Raw genomic sequence first — 23,003 nt, forward strand, 5'->3', positions numbered from 1 at the left:
AACTTATCTTAGGTTACTGTTAAAAGTCTTAATCAGCGGTGGCAGATCCACCTCTAAACTACTAAATATTTCACGCTCAATGTTTCGTACAATCGAGTCCAGCGGTAAATCATTTTCCTGCAAGCCAAAAGGCTCTTCCAGTTCTGCACTTAACGCATCCAAACCTAAAAATAAATATGCAATCAAAGCCACAATGACAGGTGTCCATATCCCTAAACTGGCCTCTAGGCTAAATGGCAAAATCAGACAAAATGAATACACTGCGCGATGTAAAAGCACCGAATAGGAAAATGGTAATGGCGTGGTCATGATACGGTCACAGCCTGCATGGATATCACCCATCGCTACAGTATGACGTGTGAGCGTGCTGTAAATAATGTCTGTAATCTGACCTTGTTTATAGGTTTTGACTAAATCTTTTTGAATAATTTCAAGTAAATACTGTGGTGCATTGATATTGTCTCGGCATTGCTGCCATTGCTGATCCGTCAAAGCTACGCCGTCTTTAAAATGTGCAATATCTTGTGATTCATGGCGTAAGCGATCACGTAACAAATTGCAAAACAGCATGATGCGGTACATCAACACGTTTCTTTGCTCATCTTCAAGGACATGGCTATCACGAATCATGTGGCGTGTATTGGCAATCAATGAGCCCCAAAGCTTGCGCCCTTCCCACCAACGGTCATAACAGGCAGTATTTCGAAAGCTCAAAAAAATCGACAGAATCACCCCAAAGATGGTAAATCCGATGGCTGGAACTTCAGGCGTATTCAGGTAGTGTGCAGCGCTTAGATACACCAAAATCGCCGACAAACTCACGACGACAGCCAACGCAGGCATGACTTTTGGGAGTATCGTGCCATGCCATGCAAATAAAAGTTTAAAGCTATTATTTTTATTTCGAATGATCACTTATTTCCCCTCTGTACTGCCTTAATGAACCATCTCAAGCATGAAAAAAGCCCAACCGAAGTTGAGCTTAATCTTAACCTACTTGATCTTAACCTATTGGGGATTCAAAGATGAATCCCTTTAAAAACTAAGATTTTATTTACCCGGTTTAAAACTGTCTTTCAAATCTAAGATGCGGTTAAACACTGGTTTTTCAGCTGTATGATCAAACTGATCTGCAACAAAGTAACCTTCACGTTCAAATTGGAAACGATCTTCAGGTTTTGCTTCTGCCAATGCAGGCTCAATGACCGCTTGAACCACTTTAAGTGATTCTGGATTTAAGTTTGCAAGGAAGTCATCACCCACTTCAGGGTCTGATTCAGTGAATAAACGGTCGTAGATACGAACTTCCGCAGCAATACCCTTGCTTGCAGAAACCCAATGTACAACGCCCTTCACCTTACGGCCTTCGGGGTTTTTACCTAAAGTTTCAGGGTCAATTGAACATTTCAATTCAACCACTTCACCGTTCTCGTCTTTAATCACTTCATCGCACTTAATCACATACGCATGACGTAAACGCACTTCACCGCCCGGAATCAGACGTTTAAAGCCTTTAGGTGCAACTTCTTCAAAGTCTTTACGATCAATGTAAATGTCTTGAGTTAACGGAATGATACGGTCACCCATGTCTACGTTTGGATGACGTGCATGCACCAAATCCATCGCTTCAGGCAAGTTAGTTAAAGTCACTTTGAGTGGATTCAACACAGCCATGCCACGCGAAGCAGTATTTTCTAAAGACTGACGGATGCAGTATTCAAGCATTGCAACATCTACGATACTGCCATCAACTTTCGTTACACCTACACGTTTGCAGAAGTCACGTAGACCTTCTGGAGTAAAGCCACGACGGCGCATACCCACAACGGTCGGCATACGTGGGTCATCCCAACCATTCACAAATCCACCTTCAACCAATTTACGTAATTTACGTTTAGAGGTAATGGTGTAATCCACATTTAGACGGCTTGATTCGTACTGACGTGGTACAGATGGGGATTTAACTTTCTCTACAACCCAGTCATAGAACGGACGATGATCAACAAACTCTAGTGTACACAGTGAATGCGTAACTCCTTCAATGGCATCTGATAATGGATGCGCATAATCGTACATTGGGTACATCTTCCATTTATCACCAGTTTGGTGATGTTCAGAATGCAAAATACGATACAAAATAGGATCACGCATATGAATGTTAGGTGAAGTCATGTCAATTTTGGCACGTAGTACTGCCTGACCTTCTCCCAACTCACCATTACGCATTTGTTCAAAACGCGCTAAGTTTTCTTCTACGCTAGCATCACGTTGCGGCGAGTTTTTACCCGGCTCAACAAAATTACCGCGGTTTAGTTTGATTTCTTCAGGGCTTTGCAAATCCACATAGGCATCACCTTGTTCAATCAATTGAACTGCCCAAGTGTAAAGCTGATCAAAATAGCTCGATGCATAACGCGGCTCGCCGTTCCACTCAAAACCTAGCCATTTCACGTCATTGGCAATACCATCTACATACTCTTGTTCTTCGGCATCTGGGTTTGTATCGTCGAAACGGAGGTTACATAGACCCGCGAATTCTTGAGCAATACCAAAGTTCAGACAAATGGCTTTTACATGACCAATATGTAGGTAGCCGTTTGGCTCTGGTGGGAAACGTGTTACAACTTGTTCTGTACGACCTGCAGATAAATCATCGGTAATGACTTGACGTACAAAATCTAAGCCTGGCTGTTGTTCCTGCTGCGCAGCTTCGACAGGGGCATTGTTCTTGGTTGTCGGATTGTTAGGCAGGGATGAAACAACATCGTTTGGCTTCATGGTAATAAAATCACTTCTATAAAGATAAAATTAGGATAATTAAAACGCTTTTCTTCATTTTTAACAAAGAAAGTAACGTTTTTACTTGCCTTGTAGTTTACAGTTTGCTTATGCTTCTCACAACCAAAAAACCCATGGCTTTCATGTCCATGTACAGGAGATTACACAATGAGTTTTCCTCAAGTCGAATTAAACACCAATAAAGGTCGTATTGTTCTTGAGCTTAACACTGAAAAAGCACCTAAAACTGCTGAAAACTTCTTACAGTATGTTCGCGATGGTTTCTATGACGGCGTGATTTTCCACCGTGTTATTGATGGTTTCATGATCCAAGGCGGCGGCATGGATGAAAACTTCAAAGAAAAAACAACTCGTGATTCTATTGAAAACGAAGCTGACAACGGTTTAAGCAATGATGTTGGTACGATCGCTATGGCACGTACTCAAGCACCTCACTCTGCTTCAGCTCAATTCTTCATTAACGTGAAAAACAACTCTTTCCTTAATCACACTGGTAAAACAGCGCAAGGTTGGGGCTATGCAGTATTTGGTAAAGTAGTTGAAGGTCTTGACGTTGTTGACGCAATCAAAAGCGTTCGTACTGGTAACCGTGGCTACCACGCAGACGTTCCTCTAGAGAACGTTGTAATCGAATCAGCTAAAATCATTTCTGAATAAGAATCCCTCCTAACCTCCCTTTATAAAAGGGAGGAAAAGTCCCTCTTTTTTAAAGAGGGATTTAGGGAGATTCAAAGGAAAAGATTCGTGACCTATCTGTTTATCGCTGATTTACATTTGTCACCTGAACACCCTCGACTCGTTCGGGGGTTTTTAGCTTTGTTAGAACAATACAAAACTCAAAATACCCAGCTGTATATTTTAGGTGATTGGTTTAATGCTTGGATTGGTGATGACTTCACTGCCCCTTGGTTAGATGAAATCATTGCAGTGCTAAAAGATTTTACTGCTTTGGGAAATCAAATTTATTTCCAAGTGGGTAATCGTGACTTTGCATTGGGTCAAAAGTTTTTAAATAAATTTCACGGTCAATTATTACAAGACGTTGATTATCTCCACATTGGCAACTATAAAATTCGCCTCGAACATGGCGATTTACTTTGCACCGATGATGTGTCTTACCAAAAGTTTCGTAAAGTGATTCGTAATCCTTTGCTTTTAGGTTTCTTAAAGAGCTTACCGCTTAGCATTCGACAAAAAATCGCCAATGGCTTCCGCAAAAAAAGTACAGAAACCAAGCAAGTTAAATCTTATGAAATCATGGATGTAAATGCCGAAGCTGTAGAAAAAGCTTTAGAGCATGCCGATCTACTGATTCATGGACATACCCACCGCCCCCAAATACACGATGTGCATGGCAAACCTCGTATCGTTTTAGGGGACTGGCGTACAGAACAAGCTCAAATATTAGAGATTGGTGAAAACCCATCTGTGAGTGATTTAAAATTAAAAATTTGGTCTTACTAGTCCATAGCTTTCTAATCGTTAGCCTTTAGAAAAACTTACCATCATATTTGATTAATATACGCATCCAGACCATGCAAACGTAGACTTTAAATTAAGCAAAAAAAAAACAGCAGATCATCTGCTGTTTTTTGCTTTTAGGCTAAGCGATATAGCTGGTTTGGGCCAGTATAGAAGCTTTTGCCATCTAGATTCAGGTTAAATGTCTCGCCTGTTTCTAATTCAACCATTTGCCCAACATCAACCCAAATTAAACCAGCATTGGTATTTTGTTGACGTTTTAAAGGCACCATTTTTACATTAATTTCGTCGCCATTTACGGCTTTGGCAGTTTGCCAAGTATTTAAAATATTCAAAAGATTTACTCAACATGTGAGCTTTTTGTGACAGAACAAAGAGATTAATCAATCGGGTTTGGAATAATAATTCTGTAGTTACAAAGATATGATTCAAGTCAGAAGCTTGAATACAGATAAATCACAATCAGCTAAATAAAAAAAGATAAGCAGGAACATTACCCGCTTCGAGTTAAGCAGAAGTATACAATATTGCGCTTTGATTAGCAAAAGTAGGACTTATATACGTTATAAATACCTGCTTTTTCAATAGTATTCAAAAATCTGTGTCATTTCAATAAACTGAATCAAACAAGAAATGACACATCATGGCAAGAAACAAGAAATGACACATCATGGCAAGCAACTTTGATTTCAAAGCTGTTTTTAAAAACAATTACAGTCAAGCCCTCCTCACTGGTGAAAACGGTATCTTAACCCCACCCCTCAAACAACTGACAGAAGCAGCTTTAAATGCTGAAATTGAATTTAGAAGCCCCCACTAGCCAATTGTAGGAATAGCTATTCTCGTAAGACTGTAAAATCATCTTACGGTTCATTTGAACTGGAAATACCTCGGGATCGTGCTGACGATTTTGAGCCTCAACTCGTCAAGAAAAATCAAACCTAACTCCATAAATAGATCGACAACAAAGTCATTTCGCTATATGCACTCCGTACGGGCTACCGCAATATTCAGAAACAAATTACCGATATGTATGCACTGGTTCTTTCCAAGGGTGGCATTACCAATATTACAGACAAGTTAATCCCTGAATTACATGCTTGGTAACTGCGTCTTCTCGATATTGCCGTATATCCATTTGTGTGGCTCAATACCATTCATTACAAGTATTATTCACCAATTAAAATGTCGTGTTTTTAACAAAAAAGATCAAGAATGAAGGTATTTCTGTCAACAAAGCCGTTTTACCATTCTGGGATTACATGCCGAGGACCATAAAGAACGGCTAGGTCTTTACCTTTCAAAAAGTGAAGGTGCTAATGAATGTTCAGCGTATTCACAGATTTGCAGAATAGTGACAGACATTCTGATCGCCTGCATTGATGGACGTAAAAGCTTCCTGAGGCAATTGCTGCGATATGTCCGCAGACAGAAGTTTATACACTGAAGAATGCGGCCCACATCAAAACAAGCCTCAATTTATCATGATATATCTGGGCTTATTCATGATTCGGGTTATTTAATAGCGAGGTGGTGTCGCACTTCAAGACTTAACCTACTTATATTTAATTAGTAAAGATTCTCATTATTCACAATGTAAATTTTAGTAAATATAGTAAATTAGTCAGAATTTAAATTAGATACATAAGCAATTTAGTCGGGTTTAAAAAGTTTAAATATAAGTATTTTAGTCAGGTATTTAAATAACAGAATTAGTTTATTTTTAAATCATTAAAACGATTAAGTTATTGTATTAAAACACTTTGATAATATATTTTTATTTTAACTGTTCAACCTATTTGCTTTTTGTGTATATTTGTTAATAATATAGTACAAGTTTAAAGAATAGGCTTATCTCCATGAGCTTAAAATTCAAAGATTTAAATCGTCGTGTGGTCAGAGAAATAACCGCAATACTAATAATTAAAGTGATTATTTTAATGATCATTAAGAACATTTGGTTCGACGCCCCTACCATCCCTAAAAACTTTGACAATCAAGTTGCCGAGCATATTGCTGGCAGTCCTTCCCAAATCAAGGAGACACGTTGATGATTTCTGAAAGCGTGGTCGATCTTTCGCGGTTCCAATTTGCAATGACCGCGATGTATCACTTTATTTTTGTTCCGCTGACTTTAGGTCTGGCTTTTATTCTTGCCATTATGGAAACCACCTATGTGATTTCTGGCAAAGAAATTTATAAAGACATGACTAAATTCTGGGGAAAACTCTTCGGTATTAACTTCGCATTAGGTGTTACTACTGGTTTGACCATGGAGTTTCAGTTCGGTACTAACTGGGCGTATTACTCGCACTATGTCGGTGATATTTTTGGTGCACCATTAGCCATTGAAGGTCTGATGGCATTCTTCCTTGAATCAACATTTATTGGTTTATTCTTCTTCGGCTGGGATCGCCTATCCAAAGTTCAGCATTTGGCTGTCACTTGGTTAGTTGCTCTAGGCTCGAACATGTCTGCACTATGGATTTTAGTGGCCAATGGTTGGATGCAAAACCCTGTTGGTTCTGCTTTTAACTATGAAACCATGCGTATGGAAATGGTGGACTTCGGTGCGCTGATTTTCAACCCCGTGGCTCAGGTTAAATTCGTGCATACCGTATCTGCAGGTTATGTGACTGGTGCTATTTTCGTACTGGCAATTTCAAGTTACTACTTATTGAAAAAGCGTGACTTGCCATTTGCGCGTCGCTCATTCGCCATCGCTGCTATCTTTGGTTTAGCGTCTACACTTTCGGTGATCTTACTGGGTGATGAATCTGGTTATGAAATTGGTGACGTACAAAAAACTAAACTAGCTGCGATTGAAGCTGAATGGGACACTCACCCAGCTCCAGCGCCATTTACTTTGTTTGGTATTCCAAATAAAGAAACCATGTCTACTGACTACGCGATCAAAATTCCTTATGTCATGGGGATTATTGCAACACGTTCAACTGACAAAGAAGTGACAGGTATTAAAGACCTGATCGTACAACACGAAGCGCGTATTCGTAACGGTATGGTGGCTTACTCGCAGTTAGAACAACTTCGTGCAGGCGATACGTCTCCTGAACTTAAAGCAGCATTTGCTGAGTCTCAAAAAGACTTGGGTTATGGTCTGCTTCTGAAAAAATACACAGACAAAGTTGTCGATGCTTCTGACGAACAAATCAAAGCAGCTGCAAAAGACACTATTCCACATGTCCCAAGCTTGTTCTGGGCATTCCGTGCAATGGTTGCTTCTGGTTTCTTAATGCTCCTTCTGTTCGTACTTGCTACCTTTGCTGTCGGTAAACGTAATGCAGAAAACAAACCTTGGTTATTAAAGTTTGCTTTATTTGCCCTGCCATTACCTTGGATTGCAGCACAAACAGGTTGGTATGTTGCCGAAGTTGGTCGTCAACCTTGGACTATCGGTGAAGTTCTACCTACACATCTTTCAGCTTCTAGCTTAAGTACAGGTGATGTATGGGGTTCTATCCTTGCATTGGCAGCGTTCTACACTGTACTGCTGATCATTGAAATGTACTTAATGATTAAATTCTCACGCCTTGGCCCAAGTTCTCTACATACTGGTAAATACCACTTCGAGAAACTTGAAGCTGCAAAAAAGGCAAATGAGGAGGCTCAAGCATGATCGAATATGAATTACTCAAAATCATTTGGTGGGTATTAGTCGGTGTCCTACTGATCGGCTTCGCTCTCACCGATGGCTTCGATATGGGCTCAATGGCGATCATGCCATTCGTAGGTAAAAAAGACGAAGAACGTCGTGCGGCAATCAATACGATTGCCCCACACTGGGACGGTAACCAAGTTTGGTTTATTACTGCCGGTGGTGCGCTGTTTGCAGCATGGCCAATGGTATATGCGACTGCATTCTCAGGCATGTACTGGGCACTGTTACTGGTACTCTTCGCCCTCTTCTTACGTCCAGTCGGTTTTGATTACCGTTCTAAACTTGAAAATACCAAGTGGCGTAATTCTTGGGATTGGGGTTTAGCAATTGGTGGTGCAGTTCCTGCCCTCGTATTTGGTGTTGCGTTTGGTAATATGTTCCTCGGTGTTCCATTCACTATGGACGAAACTGTTCGCTCGACTTATACAGGTAGTTTCTTTGCGCTGCTTAACCCATTCGCTTTAGTTTGCGGTATTGTGAGTTTATCTATGCTTTGCGCTCATGGTGGTGCATGGCTCATGCTTCGTACAGATGGCGACCTACGTGCACGCTCTGCAAAAGCGACTCAACTTATGGGTATCGTATTCTTGGTTTGCTTCTTACTTGCAGGCGCATGGTTATACTTCGGTAATATCCAAGGCTACACATTAGCGCAACCATTTGACACAAATGGCGTTGCTAACCCATTGGCTAAAGAAGTGATCACCAATGCCAATCCAGGTTGGATGAACAATTATAGTATTTATCCAATTACTATGATTGCGCCAATCATGGCAATTTTAGGTGCTTTGATCATTATCCTTGCCGCAGGTAAAGGTAAAGCCGGTTTCAGCTTCCTTGGTTCAAGCTTGGCAGTCATTGGTGCAATCTTAACTGCTGGTTTTGCATTGTTCCCTTTCCTTATGCCATCGAGCATCAACCCAACTGTAAGTTTGACTATGTGGGATGCGGTATCAAGTAAAAATACCCTAACTGTGATGACAGTTGCAGCATGTATTTTTGTCCCACTTATCCTGTGCTACACAACTTGGTGTTACTACAAAATGTGGGGCGTGGTTACTAACAAACATATTGAAGAGAATTCACACAGCCTATACTAAGGCTGTGTCTAAGGAGAAAAGACGATGTGGTATTTTGCTTGGATTCTCGGTATTTTGATGGCATGTTTTGCAGGTGTACTTAGTGCGCTTTATATCGAACATCATCAAGATCTAGATGAGGAATAACAAATGACTGATGCTGCTGTAGAAAAATCACTTGTAGAAAAGAAGCCAAATAAATTTGCAATGGTCATTTCCTGCCTGTTAGCTTTTCCTTTGGCAGCCGTGTTACTTGTACATCCTGCTGCCATGCTGGATGACAATGGTGGATATAGCCATCGAGCGCTGATGTTCATCATGATAGGTATTTCAGGTGGTTTTGTGCATGGTGTGGGTTTTACGCCACACCATTGGTTCTGGAAATGGCTTTTTAGCCCCTTTCTCGCTTGGCCACTCATGTTATGGGGCTACTACACATGGTTCCTACATTAATTGATATCTAAATAAAGCCCTCACTAGAGGGCTTTATTTTTTAGACTGAAACCACCAAAACCGCTTTAAATCCCACAGATAAATAAAAAAAACGATCCGAGTTAGATACTTTAGAGTTCGTATAATCGCCGTTATGCTCAATGGATATAAAAAAGTAATTAATATACTAATGGATAAATAGCGAACATTTATTTGTAAAAAAAAAGTAAAAATATATAAAATTCAGCCACTTTATAGTTAGTGTAAAAAACATGTATATTAAAAGTATTGAGGTTACTCACCAAAACGATAAATTAATATTATCAGCCACTATAGAAAGTAGTGTCTTAGGATCTAAAAATCTTTGGTTTTCTGTACCAGAATTGTATGAACAACATATTTGTACCACTCAAATGGACGCATTTCTTGTAGGGATGCTTTTTCCAGCAATGATGTGTGGAGAAGATCTTTATATTGATGGCATTGTGTCTAAGAAATTAATTTTTAACATAAATAAATATGTCATTCCATTACTCATTTCATTTTGCCCTACTGCTAAAAAAATAAAAGTTAGTGCGAAGGAACTAAGTGAACAATTTTTTGATAATACAGGTATTGGTACAGGATTTTCTGGTGGTGTAGACTCTTTTAATGCGATACATGAGCTATTTGTTAAACAAAATGATATAGGTTTAAGAGTAAATACACTTTTATTTTTAAATGTAGGTTCTCATGGCAGTAAGGAGGAAAGTGCAAAGGTAAAATATTTGCAAAGATATAACCACCTTAAAAACTATCCCAAAGAAGTAAATCTTGATTACATACCTATAGATTCTAATTTACACACTTTTCATCCCTGGGGGCATGAAAAGATACATACTTTGACAGGCTGTGCTGGTGTCCTAGTACTACAAAAACATTTTTCAAAATATTATTATGCATCTGCTGGATTTAATTACACTCAGATTATAAATTTCTCAAAAAAATATAGAGATAAAGATATTGGTATTTATTGTGATCCTATTTTATTACCTTTATTATCAACAGAAAGTACGGAGTTTTATCAAGAGGGTGCTGCGTACTCACGTGTTGACAAAATAGTAGATATATCAAACTACGAGCCAACGTATAGATATTTAAATGTATGTGTAAGTGGTGATGATACACATGAAAATTGTTCAACTTGCAATAAATGCCTAAGAACTTTGTTTGCTTTAGATCTTTCAGGAAATCTAAATAAATATGAAAATATCTTTGATATTAAAAAGTATAAAAAAGTGAAAGGTTTTTATATTGCACAACTTATTCAAGATTCAAAAAAAGATATTTTTGCACAAAGTCTAATTGAACTGGCAAAAGAAAAAGGTGTTAAAATTCCTAATAAAATAAAATAGTGAGTAAAGTTAAGTTTTTTTATTATCGAAAAATTAAAAAAGATTGGACTTATCTAAAATACAGGCAACTATTTTAAGTATTCTATTAAATATATAGTAGTATTTTTTATATTTTATCCCTTTTCTAACTGAATTACATTCTGTTTTTAAAGATCAACCGAATGGATCTTAAGAAAAATTTTACTTTAGATCCATTTATTTTAAAGGAAAAATCAACACAATACACGTTACACAAAATACTTCCAATTACCTTTGCTAGATCAACCTTAAACTATGCATAAAAGTACTATCCTACGAGATGGTACTTTTATGCAGCTTGAGACATTTAGTGGTTACTTAAATAGCCAATTTTTAAATCTATAAACCCAACCCATAAAAAAACCGAATATAAATCCGGCTTAATGTTGTCTATTCTGTTTAACGATGCGTATGAATCGACATCACAATCCCCATACCTGCAAGCATGGATATGACTGCTGTACCCCCATAACTCATCAAAGGCAATGGATCGCCTGTTACAGGCAAAATACCGCTAACCATACCTGAGTTCAAAAACACAAAGAAAAAGAAGGTTAAGCCCATCGCCCCTGCATAAAGTCGTCCAAAATTATGGAAGGAATTTAGTCCAATAATCAGACAGCGAACAATAATTGCTGTAAACAAACTAAATAAAAGGAATACACCAATAAAGCCAAATTCTTCAGCATAAGTCGACATGATAAAGTCAGTATGATGCTCTGGCAGATAGCCCAAGTGCGACTGCGTCCCTTCGGTATACCCCTTACCCATTAAACCGCCTGAACCAATGGCAATTTTAGACTGAATAATATTCCAACCTGCACCAAGTGCGTCAGACTCAGGGTCAAATAAGGTCAGTACACGTTTTTTCTGATATTCCTGCAAAAAAAACATCCAGAGTACAGGTGCTGCAATTGCAAAGGTTGTTAAAGCACCTGCAATTAAACGCCAAGACATACCACTTAAAAATAAAACAAAAATACCTGGAATAATCAAACCAATATTCAAGTCGGGCTGTAAAGCGACCAATGCAAATGGAATCAATAATAAAATTAATGCCCCGACAATTTGTAAAAATTTCGGTGGAAATGGTTTTCGCGCAAAATACCACGCCATCATCAGTGGCATGGCAAATTTCATAAACTCACTCGGCTGCATACTGCCGATACCCGGCAAGCTAATCCAGCGTTTCGCCCCCATCCTTTTTTCACCAATAACCAGAACCAACAACAGTAAAAATATACCGATGGCATATAAGTACGGACTCATAGATTGGTAAACTTTGGGTGGAATTTGCGCGCAGATCAGCATCACAATAAAGCCTACACCAAAACTTGTGGCTTGACGTAGTACCATTCCCGAATCTTCCGCGGTCGCACTATAGACAACCATCAGCCCCAATATTGCATTGAGTACCAAGAAGCAAAGTAACCACGGGTCTAAATGAAGTTTAGCCCATCGAGAAGAATCGTGTTTTATACTGCGGCCATCGCGTAATGACTGACGTAAAAAACGATACTGTTGAGAAGGGATCATTGCGAAACAGATCTAAAAAGGATGCGGGAATTATAGATTAAAGCGACAGTAAAAATCACTGTCCCTTAAATATTCCTTGAAATAATCATCTATTAACTTGAGACGCTAAAATTAAACGTGCCAATTCCAAGTCATCTGGATAGGTAATTTTAATATTGTCCGAACGACCCTGCACGACATTGACATGCTCACCGACAAATTCTAAAGCACTAGCCTCATCTGTGATGGTCGCACCAGCGGCAAGCGCTTGTTCAATGGCATTTTTAAGCACACCCAATTTGGCAATTTGTGGTGTCTGCGCTTGCCATAAAGTTGAACGATCTACCGTAGTTGATATTTGTGGTGCCGTTTCAACTCGTTTTAATGTATCGCGTACGGGAATGGCGAGAATCGCACTTAGCTCTGAATCGACTGCCGATTGAACTAAATTTTCTAAACTCAACTGTGAGACACATGGTCGTGCTGCATCATGAACAAACACCCAATCATCATCATTGGCAATCCTAGATAGATATTGCAATGCATTGAGTACAGAATGCACACGCTCTGCACCACCTAAACAAAAATGTGCCTTATCTTGATTAGTGAGTGCCAAGGTCTGCGCAACATTATCTTGCTCGCCTATAGCCAATATATAGCCTGTTAAAGGCAATTGGTTGAGACGTGCAACTGTGTGATCAAGCACAGTTAGACCCGCAATGTTTTGATATTGTTTTAGTTCAGTTTTAGAAAATCGACTTCCTGAACCAGCAGCAGGAATAATGGCCCACAATTTAAGGTTCGGGTGGAAGTTCGGCTGGTTCTGACTCATTGGTACGTAGGTCTACTTTTGCGTTTGGATCAATATAAATTGGTTTGTACTGAGTACTGATCGTACTCATTTGTACGAAAGTCTCATGCGGTTTAATTAAACCTAAATCTAGACGAGCATGCTCTTCAATAGCTTCAACGCCATTTTTTAAATCGTATACTTCAGCGGCAAGCACGCGATTTCGTTCTTTTAATTCGTCATTGAGTTCGACTTGTTGTTGTATTTTCTGACTCAGTTGTTGATGTTGATGATAACCACCTTCACCGAACCAGTATAAATATTGAAACCCTGCGATCAAAAAGATCGCAAGGCCCAACAATGCTTTACTCGCTTTGGAGTCAAATACATTTAACATAGATAGCATGATCTGCTTAGTTCAAACCTTTGAACTCAGCTTTACCGCGATATGCTGCATTAGTCAATTCTTCAATACGAAGTAATTGGTTATATTTCGCTACACGGTCAGAACGGCAAAGTGAACCAGTTTTGATTTGACCCGCTGCTGTACCCACTGCAAGATCCGCAATAGTTGAATCTTCAGTTTCACCAGAACGGTGTGAAATTACTGTAGTGTAACCATTTGCTTTCGCAAGATAGATTGCATCTAGAGTTTCAGTCAACGTACCGATTTGGTTGTACTTGATCAGGATAGAGTTACCCACTTTTTCATTGATACCACGTTGAAGAATCTTAGGATTCGTAACGAATAGGTCATCACCAACCAATTGGATTTTGTCGCCAAGGATTGAAGTGAGGTAAGACCAGCCTTCCCAATCAGACTCGTCCAAACCATCTTCAATTGAGATGATTGGGTATTGTTTTGCAAAACCTGCAAGGTAGTCAGCAAATTGGTTGCTAGTGAATGCTTTATTGCCTTCACCTGCAAGGATGTATTGACCATCTTTGTAGAATTCTGAAGATGCACAGTCAAGCGCAAGCATAATGTCAGAACCTGCTTTGTAGCCAGTTTTTTCAATTGCTTCAAGAATTACTGTAATTGCTTCTTCGTTAGAACGAAGGTTCGGTGCAAAACCACCTTCATCACCAACTGCAGTATTTAGACCTTGTTTCTTTAAAACTGATTTTAAAGAATGGAAAATTTCAGCACCAGCGCGTAAAGCTTCAGAGAATGAAGTGAAGCCAACTGGCTCAATCATAAATTCTTGAATGTCTACGTTGTTGTCTGCATGTGAACCACCATTTAGGATGTTCATCATTGGAACAGGCATAGTCAAAATGCTGTTATTACGAAGGTCTGCAATGTATTGAAAAAGTGGAATTTTCTTTTCGTCAGCAGCAGCGCGTGCAGCAGCTAGCGATACCGCTAAAGTTGCGTTCGCACCTAATTTTTCTTTGTTTTCAGTACCGTCAAGCGAGATCATTGTGTTATCAATGTCTTTTTGTTCGAATACTGATTTACCCAACAATGCATCACGAATTACTGTGTTAACGTTGTTAACCGCAGTTTTAACGCCCTTACCTAAGTAACGAGCTTTGTCGCCGTCACGAAGTTCTAAAGCTTCACGAGAACCAGTTGAAGCACCAGATGGTGCACATGCACGGCCTACAACGCCAGAGGCTAAGATTACGTCTGCTTCGATGGTAGGGTTACCACGAGAGTCCAAAATTTCACGTGCACGAATGTCAACGATTTGGCTCATGAACAATTCCTCAGTTGATTAATAAAAATGATGCGTCAAAAGTGACGCATCAATGTGTATCGAATTAGTGTGTGTCTAACTTTGCGAAACCTTTAACTAAGGTATCGAGCTCTTTTAACTGTGCCAAGAAAGGTTCCAACTGTGACATGCGTAGCGCACATGGACCGTCACATTTGGCATTTTCTGGATCTGGATGAGCTTCTAAGAACAAACCTGCTAAACCAGTCGCCATACCTGCACGTGCCAGTGTCGTGATTTGCGCACGACGACCACCTGCAGAATCCGCACGACCACCCGGCGTTTGAAGCGCATGTGTAACATCAAAGAACACAGGGACATTCATTTCTTTCATGATGTCAAAGCCCAACATGTCTACAACTAAATTATTGTAACCAAATGCTGAACCACGTTCACAAAGAATCAGTTTGTCATTCCCTGCTTCCAAACACTTATGCAAAATATGACGCATTTCGTGTGGTGCGAGGAACTGTGCTTTTTTAATATTGATGATGGCATCAGTTTTCGCCATCGCTTCAACAAGGTCAGTTTGACGGCTTAAAAATGCAGGAAGCTGGATAATATCCGCAACTTCAGCAACAGGCGCAGCTTGATATGGTTCATGTACGTCAGTAATAATCGGCACATTAAAGTGTTTTTTTATGTCAGCTAACCACTCGATTCCTTTTTCCAGGCCTGGGCCACGGAAAGAGTTCAAGCTTGAACGATTGGCTTTATCAAAACTTGCTTTAAACACATACGGAATATCCAAGCGTTTGCAGATATCCACATAGGTTTCAGCAATTTCAAAAGCAAGGTCTTTTGACTCAAGTACGTTCATGCCGCCGAATAGTACAAATGGCAAATGATTTGCCATTTGTATATCGCCTAAACGTACAATTTCCTGTGGTTTTAATTGTGACATTTAAACTCTTCCTGGTTTAGTCAAAAACACATTATTTCGCTTTTTGGTACTGCTTTTTAGCAGCATCAATAAAGCCTGCGAATAATGGGTGTCCATCACGTGGTGAACTTGTAAATTCCGGATGGAATTGTACAGCAATAAACCAAGGATGTTCAGGAATTTCAACAGTTTCAACAAGACGTTGCACTGGAGAATAACCTGAAATCTTCATGCCTTTTTCTTCAAGCATTGGGATATAACGGTTGTTCATTTCATAACGGTGACGATGACGTTCAACGATCTCTTCAGAACCGTAAACTTGTGCAGTTTTTGTTCCCGCAACCAATTCAGATTTTTGAGCACCCAGACGCATTGTACCGCCTAAATCAGAATCTGCATTACGTTGTTGGACTTCGCCACGCTCATCTAACCATTCAGTGATTAGACCAATCAATGGTGATTTTGTAGAACGGTTAAATTCAGTTGAAGTTGCATCGCTAATACCCGCAACGTTGCGCGCATATTCGATCACAGCCAACTGCATACCTAAACAGATACCAAGGAATGGCACACCGTTTTCACGTGCAAAACGAATCGCTTTCATTTTGCCTTCTGTACCACGTTCACCGAAACCACCTGGTACAAGAATCGCATCAGCATCTTTCAATACATCGTTTACATCTTGGCTTTCAAGTTCTTCTGCATTGACATAATCAATCTGAACTTTCACACGGTTTTGAATACCCGCATGTAAAAGTGCTTCGTTTACAGATTTGTATGCATCTGGAAGTTCAACGTATTTACCAACCATCGCTACACGAACTGTGTATTCAGGGTTCAGTAATGCATCTACAACGTTATCCCAGTCTGTAAGGTCAGCTTCTGGAAGATCGTTATAACCAAAACGTTCACAGATTAAATCATCAACGTTTTGTTCATAGAAAGTACGTGGAATTTGGTAAATTGAACGCGCATCTTTACATACCACAACTGCGCGTGCTTCAACGTTCGTAAATAACGCAATTTTACGTGTAGTGTCAGCATCAACATCATGTTCTGTACGGCAGATCAGGATGTCTGGTTGAATACCAATCGACAAAAGTTCTTTTACAGAGTGCTGAGTTGGTTTGGTTTTTAATTCCGCAGCTGACTTAATATATGGGAGTAAAGTTAAGTGCATTAACATTGTGCGCTTATGACCTAGTTCGACCATAAGTTGACGTACAGATTCCATGAATGGGAGAGATTCAATGTCACCTACTGTACCGCCGATCTCAACGATCGCAACGTCATAGCCTTCACCTGCGCGAAGAACACGTTCTTTAATATTGTCAGTAATATGTGGAATAACTTGAACTGTACCACCGAGGTAGTCACCACGACGTTCTTTATTCAAGACATCTTGGTACACTCGTCCTGAAGTAAAGTTGTTCAGTTTGGTCATTTTCGCACGACGCAAGAAACGTTCGTAATAACCCAAGTCTAAGTCAGTTTCAGCACCATCCTCTGTGACAAAAACTTCACCGTGTTGGAATGGACTCATAGTCCCTGGATCGACATTAATGTATGGATCCATTTTTACCATGGTTACTTTTAAACCACGGGCTTCTAAAAGCGCAGCCACTGATGCAGCTGAAATACCTTTACCTAGTGATGATACAACACCACCAGTAACGAAAATAAAATGGGTCATTAAGTTTCTCGTACAATGGAGCCTAAATTGGCCTACAATGTTGTGCGATTTTACTTTACTCTGTACCAAGAAAGCAAAGTCATTCCGCATCAATTCATAGAACAATTAACAATTGGCTATTGTAACAGCAATTATCATAAAAATTTAGAGTAAGTTCTTATCATTTCTATATTCTTATTTGCTGTTATAATGCATTTATCCAATCCACACTTTTTTGTTTTGTGTAATTATGAATAAGAAACTTTTAATCTGCGGTGCAATCGCAACAGGTCTACTTCTTACAGCATGTGTAAAAAAAGAAGCACCAAAAGAAGAAGAACAGGAACAGGTTGAAGTTGCAGCATCTGAACCAACAGCATCTGTACCTACACAATTAGAACCAGTTGAAGAACAACCAGTTGTTGAAGAACCGACTCAACAGTATGTTGAAGTGATTCGTGAAGAGACACCGAATACAACAACTGAAATTCGTCGTGAACCTACTCCTCCTGCAGAAGCTCCTGCTCCAAAAGCAGAAGCACCTAAAGCAGCAGAAAAACCTGCGCAAGCTGCTCAACCTAAACAAAACTCAGGTTCTACACAGTCTGAAGATGACGCCGTAGCTGCTGCCATTGCTGCTGCAACACCAGCTTTAGAGAATTAAGATCGAAGTTTTATCAAACAAATGATCAAAAAAACCCGGCAAAAGTCGGGTTTTTTATTGTTTCTATGTAAATAAAAATCTGTACCCGACGATGCACTGTTTTTCTCACAACTATTCTTGTAATTTTTCAGCTAAATATTCAATAAATAAACGAACACGTTTCGGTAAATGCTCTTGTTGATAATAGACAGCATGAATAAGCTGTTCATGTGGCTCAATTTGATCGTCTAAAAGTTGTACCAATCGTCCTTCTGCAATATCTTTTTCTAACATAAAAATCGAAAGACAAGCGATGCCCATCCCATGAATCGCAAGCTCGCGTATCGTTTCACCATTTGACGCCTTGATGTTCGGGCGTATCGTCAGGGGCTTCCCTGCGACTTGGATCGGCCAAGTATTCATATGGGTAATTTGACTAAATCCAAGTAAAGCATGTGCGGTTAGCTCATCAGCATTTTGCGGACGTCCATGTTGCTGAAGATATTCAGGACTCGCCACCAAACACAGTCGACTCTTGTAGATAAGTTTTGCGTGCAAACTGGAGTCGTTTAATTTTCCAAAGCGAATTGCAACATCCGCTTTATGCTCTAATAAGTCAATCACTTGATCATGATTTACTAATTCAATCTGTATATGCGGATAACGTGCATTAAATTCTGGAATCAAGGGAACGATCATATGCAGAATAAAAGAAATTGCTGAATCGACTCGCACTAACCCCGAAGTATCTGCATCTAATTTTAGCAGAGAATCTTCCGCTTCGCTCAAATCATTCAATATCCGCCGTGTTTTTGCTAAAAACAATTGCCCCTCTTGCGTGAGCTTAATTTTGCGGGTTGTTCGTTCTAACAGGGTTACATTTAATTTAGATTCCAGACGCTGTAATGCGCGGCTGACACCAGATGCTGTTTGATCCAGCCTTTCTGCTGCTTTGATAATAGAGCCGCTATCTACAATAACAGTAAAAGCCTGCAGCTCCTCAATGGTCAATTTCATTGCTTATTCGATTCGTGATTTTTAATCAATAATATATTCCAAACTCATGCATTTTTCTTCATTAAAATTAGCAGCACAATAGCATCAATTCAAAAAAGAGAATTCCTGATGATTGTTCCCCAATTTGGTGTCGGTACCTTCCGTTTGACAGGTGACACTGTCATTCATTCTGTTAAAACTGCCTTAGAAGTTGGATATCGTGCTGTAGACACCGCACAAATTTACGGTAATGAGGCAGAAGTAGGCCAAGCAATCCACGAAAGTCAGGTCAATCGAGCTGATATTTTTTTAACCACGAAAATTTGGACTGAAAATTATGCTGCCGACAAACTGATACCCAGCCTAAAGGACAGCTTAATTAAATTAAGGACGGATGCAGTTAACCTCACACTTATTCATTGGCCTGCACCTGCACTTGGAGTCAATATTCCAGAATTAATGGGACATTTACTTGAGGCAAAAAAACAAGGTTTGACTGAACATATTGGTGTATCTAATTTTAATATTGAGCTCACTCAACAAGCCATTGATCACATCGGGCTGGAAAATATTGCAACCAATCAAATTGAACTTAGTCCATATTTGCAAAATCAAAACTTAGTCAATTATCTGCAAGCGAACAATATAGATGTCACATCCTATATGACTTTGGCTTATGGCAAAGTGTTGCAAGACCCAATCCTGTTAAACATCGCGGCCGAACACCAAGTCACTTCGGCTCAAATTGCACTCGCATGGGCACTGCAAAAAGACTATGCCGTTATTCCATCATCAACCAAACGTGAACATTTAATCAGTAATTTAAAAGCTCAAGAGATTCATTTAACACCAGAACAGATGCAGGCCATTGCCACACTGGACAGAAATGCGCGTGAAGTGAATCCACCTGAACTTGCTCCAGTTTGGGATATTTAATATGAAATTCAATTTTCCATTAATTGCATTAGCTGTAGGTGCTTTTGCAATAGGTACAACAGAATTTTCACCGATGGGTTTTTTGCCTGAAATCGCAGCAGATTTATCGGTTTCTATTCCGCAAGCGGGCTTACTGATTAGCGCCTACGCCGTTGGCGTCATGATCGGCGCACCATTAATGACATTATGGTTAGCACGTTTTCCAAAACGCACTGCCCTTATTTTACTGATGGCAATCTTCACGGTCGGCAATATTTTGGCAACGATTGCACCCAATTATCTTGGTTTAATGGCTGCACGCTTAGTCACCAGCTTAAATCATGGTGCATTTTTTGGCTTAGGTTCTGTGGTTGCAGCGAGTGTTGTTCCGAAAGATAAACAAGCCAGTGCTGTTGCTATGATGTTTATGGGCTTGACCATTGCCAATATTGGAGGTGTGCCCCTCGCAACGTGGGTGGGTCAAAATATCGGTTGGCGTATGTCTTTTGCCGCTATTACCTTACTGGGCATCATCACCATGTTGGCATTATGGAAAGCACTACCCCATCAGCAACAGACCGAAAAACCTGATGTACGAGCAGAGTTAACAGTATTAACACGCATGCCTGTTGTTTTAGCACTGCTCACCACAGTCATGAGTGCTGGAGCGATGTTCGCGCTCTATACCTATATCGCACCAAGCTTAAAAGTCTTTACCCATGCAAGTCCTAAGCTTATCACTTTCATGTTGGTCTTAATCGGGATCGGATTTTCAATCGGTAACCATTTCGGTGGTAAGTTTGCAGATCAATCTTTAGATAAAACCTTGATTGGCTTTTTAGTCTTACTGATGCTAATGATGCTGTTATTTCCAATTTTAGCAACAACCACCATTGGCGCGGCGATTGCATTAATCATCTGGGGAGCAGCAGCTTTTGCAGTCGTACCACCTTTACAAATGCGTATTATGACAGTCGCTCACGATGCACCAGGCCTCGCTTCTTCAGTGAATATTGGTGCATTTAATCTTGGAAATGCTTTGGGCGCTGTTGCAGGTGCCGCAGTGCTAAATCTCAACCTAAGCTATGCTGCAGTGTCTTATGCAGGCGCTACACTGAGCGCTATAGCGTTGATTTTAGTATTGATACAGATGAAGCTTAAACCTCAAATTACTGCATGTTGCCCACAAGCTGAGTAACACACACTTAAAATAGCCTACCCAAAGTAGGCTATTTTTTAGTTCGCATATAACTTTAAAAAATCTGCCATCAATTTGGTTGCCCATGAATGGGTTTCCACTAAACCTTCATAATAACCACAGTGACTGCCTTTTTTGGTGGTTACCACCACAACATTCGGCAAAGAACGGATTAATTCTTTATAGGGTTCAAAGTTTTGAATGTGGCAAACAGGGTCATCTTCGGCATTTAAAATCATCAATGGAATTTTAAGATTTTCAAATACATAAATTGGATTGGTAGATTTTGCATAACTTTCATAATCGGCAAAACCAGCCATTTGGAAATAAGCACGCTCAAACTGCGCCAAATTTTTACTTTTCAATACATCAATTAAAGAGGGTGTTGTTGACCATGTTGCAGAATAGGGTTCTACAAATTTCTGAAAGAGCTTCTTGGTCATCATTTTACTGTAAAAAGGATGTACATTTTTAAAGCCAAGCTCAGTATCATAGCCCGGACATAAAGCAAATGCAGCTTTAAATGGTGTTTCCTCCCCTTGTTCGCCTAAATAGCGGACCAATAGCCCCGTTCCGGCAGATGAACCAACGCCAAATAAATTCGATTCAGGAAATTTCTGCTGAATAAAGGCAATCTGTTCACGTAAGTCATCGGTTGAACCAAATAAATTTATTTTGGCAACTGGCATAGGCAAATTGGCATGACCACGTCTTAAACACAGTGCAATACGCCAACCTGTATATAGATGAAGATCCCGAACCACTTCTCGCATACTTTCAGGCGTTCCCGTAATCGTATGCATGAGCACCACCGTTGGCACATCCGCAGGCAAATCTAAACCCAACCATGCTATAGCCGTGATCCCTCCATCAGCCATGGTCAGTTGCTCTATGGCGTCGTATTTGAGCTTCACTTGGCGCTTTTTAATGACATCAAAATACAGTAAATGTGCATGGGTATTCGACAACCAAGGCGTAGGACGATATTTTTCATGTAGTTGCTTTAACTTCGGCAGCACATGTTTCATTTGCCCTTCTGGATGATAATAAAGCTGTGGTAATTCTGCACCGATTGCATGATCTACAAAATTTAAAAGAGCCTGACGCCCTTTATGCATCACATTATTCATTGACCCTACCTTCACCTCGCTTCAAACTACAGCAAATCATTTCAATCTTTTCACTTTGCCTAACAATGCCCATTAAACAAACGTATCTACAAAACCATATCTCGCTAGCAATATTTGTTTGCTTAAGCCTCATAAGCAAAAAGCATGACAATATCCATCATGCTTTTTATCATTCTGTGATGAGCATTTAAAAATCAGCAGATTTAAGGCTGATATTGCATAATGCGCTCACCCATTTTCGCAGCCAATGCTTCCAACCCACTTTTCGGACGGAGCATGACTTCAAAATCTATCATCTGCCCTTGTTCATTAAACTGAATCATGTCGATCCCTTTTAACTTTTTCTCGCCAACATTGGCAGAAAACTCAAGCACCACATTTAAACCATCTTCTGAGTAAAACTCACGGTGATAGGTAAAATTTTCAAAAATTTGAATCACATTGGTCAAAATAAAAGTTACTACAGGCTTACCTGGATATGGGTTAAACGCGACAGGTGAACGAAACACCACATCTTCTGCCAAGAGTTCATTTAAAATATTCATATCCCGTGTGTTAAGCATTTCGTGCCAACGTGCAACAGATTTTTTTGTTGTTTCAATAGTCATGTTTATGTCCTTTTTTTTGATGAATCATTTCCCTTTCCTCAAACTCCTC

General features: G+C 39.8%; 24 protein-coding genes and 1 pseudogene. 13 read left to right on the forward strand and 12 right to left on the reverse strand.

Annotation, left to right across the window (positions count from 1 at the left end):
• Positions 1-3 precede the first annotated feature (3 nt).
• Both FTU06_RS07575 and FTU06_RS07580 read right to left on the reverse strand, forming a co-directional pair.
• On the reverse strand, positions 4-915 hold the full coding sequence (locus FTU06_RS07575; protein ID WP_180145852.1) for a bestrophin family protein: 912 nt from the start codon (positions 913-915) through the stop codon (positions 4-6).
• A gap of 135 nt (positions 916-1,050) precedes the next feature.
• Positions 1,051-2,778, reverse strand: a complete 1,728-nt coding sequence (locus FTU06_RS07580; RefSeq protein WP_180004641.1) for a glutamine--tRNA ligase/YqeY domain fusion protein — start codon at positions 2,776-2,778, stop codon at positions 1,051-1,053.
• A 168-nt stretch (positions 2,779-2,946) separates the two neighbouring features.
• On the opposite strand from FTU06_RS07580, the gene FTU06_RS07585 reads away from it, so the two are divergent.
• The gene (locus tag FTU06_RS07585; protein WP_078193500.1) at positions 2,947-3,456 is read left to right on the forward strand and encodes a peptidylprolyl isomerase; all 510 of its coding nucleotides are present in this window, start codon (positions 2,947-2,949) and stop codon (positions 3,454-3,456) included.
• Between the two features lie 87 nt (positions 3,457-3,543).
• Complete coding sequence (locus FTU06_RS07590) at positions 3,544-4,263, forward strand: UDP-2,3-diacylglucosamine diphosphatase (RefSeq protein ID WP_180065076.1); 720 nt, start codon at positions 3,544-3,546, stop codon at positions 4,261-4,263.
• A gap of 134 nt (positions 4,264-4,397) precedes the next feature.
• Here FTU06_RS07590 and FTU06_RS07595 read toward each other — a convergent pair whose 3' ends face one another.
• Positions 4,398-4,616 (reverse strand): transposase, encoded by a 219-nt coding sequence (locus tag FTU06_RS07595; protein ID WP_168378619.1) that lies wholly within the window; start codon positions 4,614-4,616, stop codon positions 4,398-4,400.
• Positions 4,617-4,951: 335 nt separating this feature from the next.
• On the opposite strand from FTU06_RS07595, the gene FTU06_RS07600 reads away from it, so the two are divergent.
• The 8 genes and pseudogenes from FTU06_RS07600 (at position 4,952) to FTU06_RS07635 (ending at position 10,865) form a co-directional block, all read left to right on the forward strand.
• Positions 4,952-5,101 carry a hypothetical protein gene (locus tag FTU06_RS07600; protein ID WP_168378620.1) on the forward strand — a complete coding sequence of 50 codons (150 nt, stop codon included), beginning with the start codon at positions 4,952-4,954 and terminating at the stop codon, positions 5,099-5,101.
• Between the two features lie 59 nt (positions 5,102-5,160).
• Positions 5,161-5,388, forward strand: a pseudogene (locus FTU06_RS17085) (transposase).
• Positions 5,389-6,140: 752 nt separating this feature from the next.
• A complete protein-coding gene (gene cydP / locus FTU06_RS07610; protein ID WP_078188513.1) occupies positions 6,141-6,332 on the forward strand; it encodes a cytochrome oxidase putative small subunit CydP in 192 nt (63 codons plus the stop codon).
• Positions 6,332-7,918 carry a cytochrome ubiquinol oxidase subunit I gene (locus FTU06_RS07615; RefSeq protein ID WP_078188514.1) on the forward strand — a complete coding sequence of 529 codons (1,587 nt, stop codon included), beginning with the start codon at positions 6,332-6,334 and terminating at the stop codon, positions 7,916-7,918. The genes cydP and FTU06_RS07615 overlap by 1 nt, the downstream gene beginning before the upstream one ends.
• Positions 7,915-9,060 carry a cytochrome d ubiquinol oxidase subunit II gene (gene cydB, locus FTU06_RS07620; RefSeq protein WP_180040995.1) on the forward strand — a complete coding sequence of 382 codons (1,146 nt, stop codon included), beginning with the start codon at positions 7,915-7,917 and terminating at the stop codon, positions 9,058-9,060. The genes FTU06_RS07615 and cydB overlap by 4 nt, the downstream gene beginning before the upstream one ends.
• Positions 9,061-9,084: 24 nt before the next feature.
• Entirely contained in the window at positions 9,085-9,186 is a 102-nt protein-coding gene (gene cydX, locus FTU06_RS07625) for a cytochrome bd-I oxidase subunit CydX (protein WP_002120988.1), read from the forward strand.
• Positions 9,187-9,189: 3 nt separating this feature from the next.
• Positions 9,190-9,492: a cyd operon YbgE family protein gene (locus tag FTU06_RS07630; RefSeq protein ID WP_078188516.1), complete on the forward strand. Its 303-nt coding sequence runs from the start codon at positions 9,190-9,192 to the stop codon at positions 9,490-9,492.
• 251 nt (positions 9,493-9,743) lie between these two features.
• On the forward strand, positions 9,744-10,865 hold the full coding sequence (locus FTU06_RS07635; protein ID WP_180145855.1) for a hypothetical protein: 1,122 nt from the start codon (positions 9,744-9,746) through the stop codon (positions 10,863-10,865).
• A gap of 417 nt (positions 10,866-11,282) precedes the next feature.
• On the opposite strand, the gene rodA is transcribed toward FTU06_RS07635, so the two are convergent.
• From rodA to FTU06_RS07665, 6 genes are all read right to left on the reverse strand, one after another.
• Positions 11,283-12,419 (reverse strand): rod shape-determining protein RodA, encoded by a 1,137-nt coding sequence (rodA, locus tag FTU06_RS07640; protein WP_180145858.1) that lies wholly within the window; start codon positions 12,417-12,419, stop codon positions 11,283-11,285.
• 85 nt (positions 12,420-12,504) lie between these two features.
• Positions 12,505-13,230, reverse strand: coding sequence for a 2-C-methyl-D-erythritol 4-phosphate cytidylyltransferase (gene ispD, locus FTU06_RS07645; protein ID WP_180145860.1), 726 nt, complete (start codon positions 13,228-13,230; stop codon positions 12,505-12,507).
• Positions 13,193-13,585 carry a septum formation initiator family protein gene (locus FTU06_RS07650; protein WP_078188520.1) on the reverse strand — a complete coding sequence of 131 codons (393 nt, stop codon included), beginning with the start codon at positions 13,583-13,585 and terminating at the stop codon, positions 13,193-13,195. Before FTU06_RS07650 ends, ispD begins: the two co-directional genes overlap by 38 nt.
• A gap of 16 nt (positions 13,586-13,601) precedes the next feature.
• Positions 13,602-14,891 (reverse strand): phosphopyruvate hydratase, encoded by a 1,290-nt coding sequence (gene eno, locus FTU06_RS07655; RefSeq protein ID WP_180145862.1) that lies wholly within the window; start codon positions 14,889-14,891, stop codon positions 13,602-13,604.
• A gap of 64 nt (positions 14,892-14,955) precedes the next feature.
• Positions 14,956-15,813 (reverse strand): 3-deoxy-8-phosphooctulonate synthase, encoded by an 858-nt coding sequence (kdsA, locus tag FTU06_RS07660; protein WP_078188522.1) that lies wholly within the window; start codon positions 15,811-15,813, stop codon positions 14,956-14,958.
• Positions 15,814-15,844: 31 nt separating this feature from the next.
• Entirely contained in the window at positions 15,845-17,485 is a 1,641-nt protein-coding gene (locus FTU06_RS07665) for a CTP synthase (RefSeq protein WP_180145865.1), read from the reverse strand.
• Positions 17,486-17,714: 229 nt separating this feature from the next.
• On the opposite strand from FTU06_RS07665, the gene FTU06_RS07670 reads away from it, so the two are divergent.
• Positions 17,715-18,128: an internalin gene (locus tag FTU06_RS07670; RefSeq protein ID WP_180145868.1), complete on the forward strand. Its 414-nt coding sequence runs from the start codon at positions 17,715-17,717 to the stop codon at positions 18,126-18,128.
• A gap of 111 nt (positions 18,129-18,239) precedes the next feature.
• On the opposite strand, the gene FTU06_RS07675 is transcribed toward FTU06_RS07670, so the two are convergent.
• Positions 18,240-19,124, reverse strand: a complete 885-nt coding sequence (locus tag FTU06_RS07675) for a LysR family transcriptional regulator (RefSeq protein ID WP_180145871.1) — start codon at positions 19,122-19,124, stop codon at positions 18,240-18,242.
• Between the two features lie 108 nt (positions 19,125-19,232).
• Between FTU06_RS07675 and dkgB the strand changes: the two genes are divergently transcribed.
• The gene (gene dkgB / locus FTU06_RS07680) at positions 19,233-20,039 is read left to right on the forward strand and encodes a 2,5-didehydrogluconate reductase DkgB (RefSeq protein WP_180145874.1); all 807 of its coding nucleotides are present in this window, start codon (positions 19,233-19,235) and stop codon (positions 20,037-20,039) included.
• Between the two features lies 1 nt (position 20,040).
• The gene (locus tag FTU06_RS07685; RefSeq protein ID WP_180145877.1) at positions 20,041-21,216 is read left to right on the forward strand and encodes an MFS transporter; all 1,176 of its coding nucleotides are present in this window, start codon (positions 20,041-20,043) and stop codon (positions 21,214-21,216) included.
• 38 nt (positions 21,217-21,254) lie between these two features.
• Here FTU06_RS07685 and FTU06_RS07690 read toward each other — a convergent pair whose 3' ends face one another.
• Both FTU06_RS07690 and FTU06_RS07695 read right to left on the reverse strand, forming a co-directional pair.
• Entirely contained in the window at positions 21,255-22,346 is a 1,092-nt protein-coding gene (locus tag FTU06_RS07690; protein WP_180145880.1) for a YheT family hydrolase, read from the reverse strand.
• A 203-nt stretch (positions 22,347-22,549) separates the two neighbouring features.
• The gene (locus FTU06_RS07695; RefSeq protein WP_078193923.1) at positions 22,550-22,954 is read right to left on the reverse strand and encodes a nuclear transport factor 2 family protein; all 405 of its coding nucleotides are present in this window, start codon (positions 22,952-22,954) and stop codon (positions 22,550-22,552) included.
• Positions 22,955-23,003 lie beyond the last annotated feature (49 nt).

The organism is Acinetobacter sp. YH12052 (genome assembly GCF_013419835.1).
Classification (GTDB): Bacteria; Pseudomonadota; Gammaproteobacteria; order Pseudomonadales; family Moraxellaceae; genus Acinetobacter; species Acinetobacter amyesii.

Excerpts from the sequence above, each read along its gene's own strand:
- cydP (WP_078188513.1), top strand. The coding sequence starts at position 6,141 with ATGAGCTTAAAATTCAAAGATTTAAATCGTCGTGTGGTCAGAGAAATA.
- FTU06_RS07685 (WP_180145877.1), top strand. The coding sequence starts at position 20,041 with ATGAAATTCAATTTTCCATTAATTGCATTAGCTGTAGGTGCTTTTGCA.
- FTU06_RS07615 (WP_078188514.1), top strand. The coding sequence starts at position 6,332 with ATGATTTCTGAAAGCGTGGTCGATCTTTCGCGGTTCCAATTTGCAATG.
- rodA (WP_180145858.1), bottom strand. The coding sequence starts at position 12,419 with ATGATCCCTTCTCAACAGTATCGTTTTTTACGTCAGTCATTACGCGAT.
- dkgB (WP_180145874.1), top strand. The coding sequence starts at position 19,233 with ATGATTGTTCCCCAATTTGGTGTCGGTACCTTCCGTTTGACAGGTGAC.
- FTU06_RS07580 (WP_180004641.1), bottom strand. The coding sequence starts at position 2,778 with ATGAAGCCAAACGATGTTGTTTCATCCCTGCCTAACAATCCGACAACC.
- FTU06_RS07670 (WP_180145868.1), top strand. The coding sequence starts at position 17,715 with ATGAATAAGAAACTTTTAATCTGCGGTGCAATCGCAACAGGTCTACTT.
- eno (WP_180145862.1), bottom strand. The coding sequence starts at position 14,891 with ATGAGCCAAATCGTTGACATTCGTGCACGTGAAATTTTGGACTCTCGT.
- FTU06_RS07585 (WP_078193500.1), top strand. The coding sequence starts at position 2,947 with ATGAGTTTTCCTCAAGTCGAATTAAACACCAATAAAGGTCGTATTGTT.
- cydX (WP_002120988.1), top strand. The coding sequence starts at position 9,085 with ATGTGGTATTTTGCTTGGATTCTCGGTATTTTGATGGCATGTTTTGCA.
- FTU06_RS07675 (WP_180145871.1), bottom strand. The coding sequence starts at position 19,124 with ATGAAATTGACCATTGAGGAGCTGCAGGCTTTTACTGTTATTGTAGAT.
- FTU06_RS07665 (WP_180145865.1), bottom strand. The coding sequence starts at position 17,485 with ATGACCCATTTTATTTTCGTTACTGGTGGTGTTGTATCATCACTAGGT.
- FTU06_RS07600 (WP_168378620.1), top strand. The coding sequence starts at position 4,952 with ATGGCAAGCAACTTTGATTTCAAAGCTGTTTTTAAAAACAATTACAGT.
- cydB (WP_180040995.1), top strand. The coding sequence starts at position 7,915 with ATGATCGAATATGAATTACTCAAAATCATTTGGTGGGTATTAGTCGGT.
- ispD (WP_180145860.1), bottom strand. The coding sequence starts at position 13,230 with ATGAGTCAGAACCAGCCGAACTTCCACCCGAACCTTAAATTGTGGGCC.
- FTU06_RS07630 (WP_078188516.1), top strand. The coding sequence starts at position 9,190 with ATGACTGATGCTGCTGTAGAAAAATCACTTGTAGAAAAGAAGCCAAAT.
- kdsA (WP_078188522.1), bottom strand. The coding sequence starts at position 15,813 with ATGTCACAATTAAAACCACAGGAAATTGTACGTTTAGGCGATATACAA.
- FTU06_RS07690 (WP_180145880.1), bottom strand. The coding sequence starts at position 22,346 with ATGAATAATGTGATGCATAAAGGGCGTCAGGCTCTTTTAAATTTTGTA.
- FTU06_RS07650 (WP_078188520.1), bottom strand. The coding sequence starts at position 13,585 with ATGTTAAATGTATTTGACTCCAAAGCGAGTAAAGCATTGTTGGGCCTT.
- FTU06_RS07695 (WP_078193923.1), bottom strand. The coding sequence starts at position 22,954 with ATGACTATTGAAACAACAAAAAAATCTGTTGCACGTTGGCACGAAATG.
- FTU06_RS07635 (WP_180145855.1), top strand. The coding sequence starts at position 9,744 with ATGTATATTAAAAGTATTGAGGTTACTCACCAAAACGATAAATTAATA.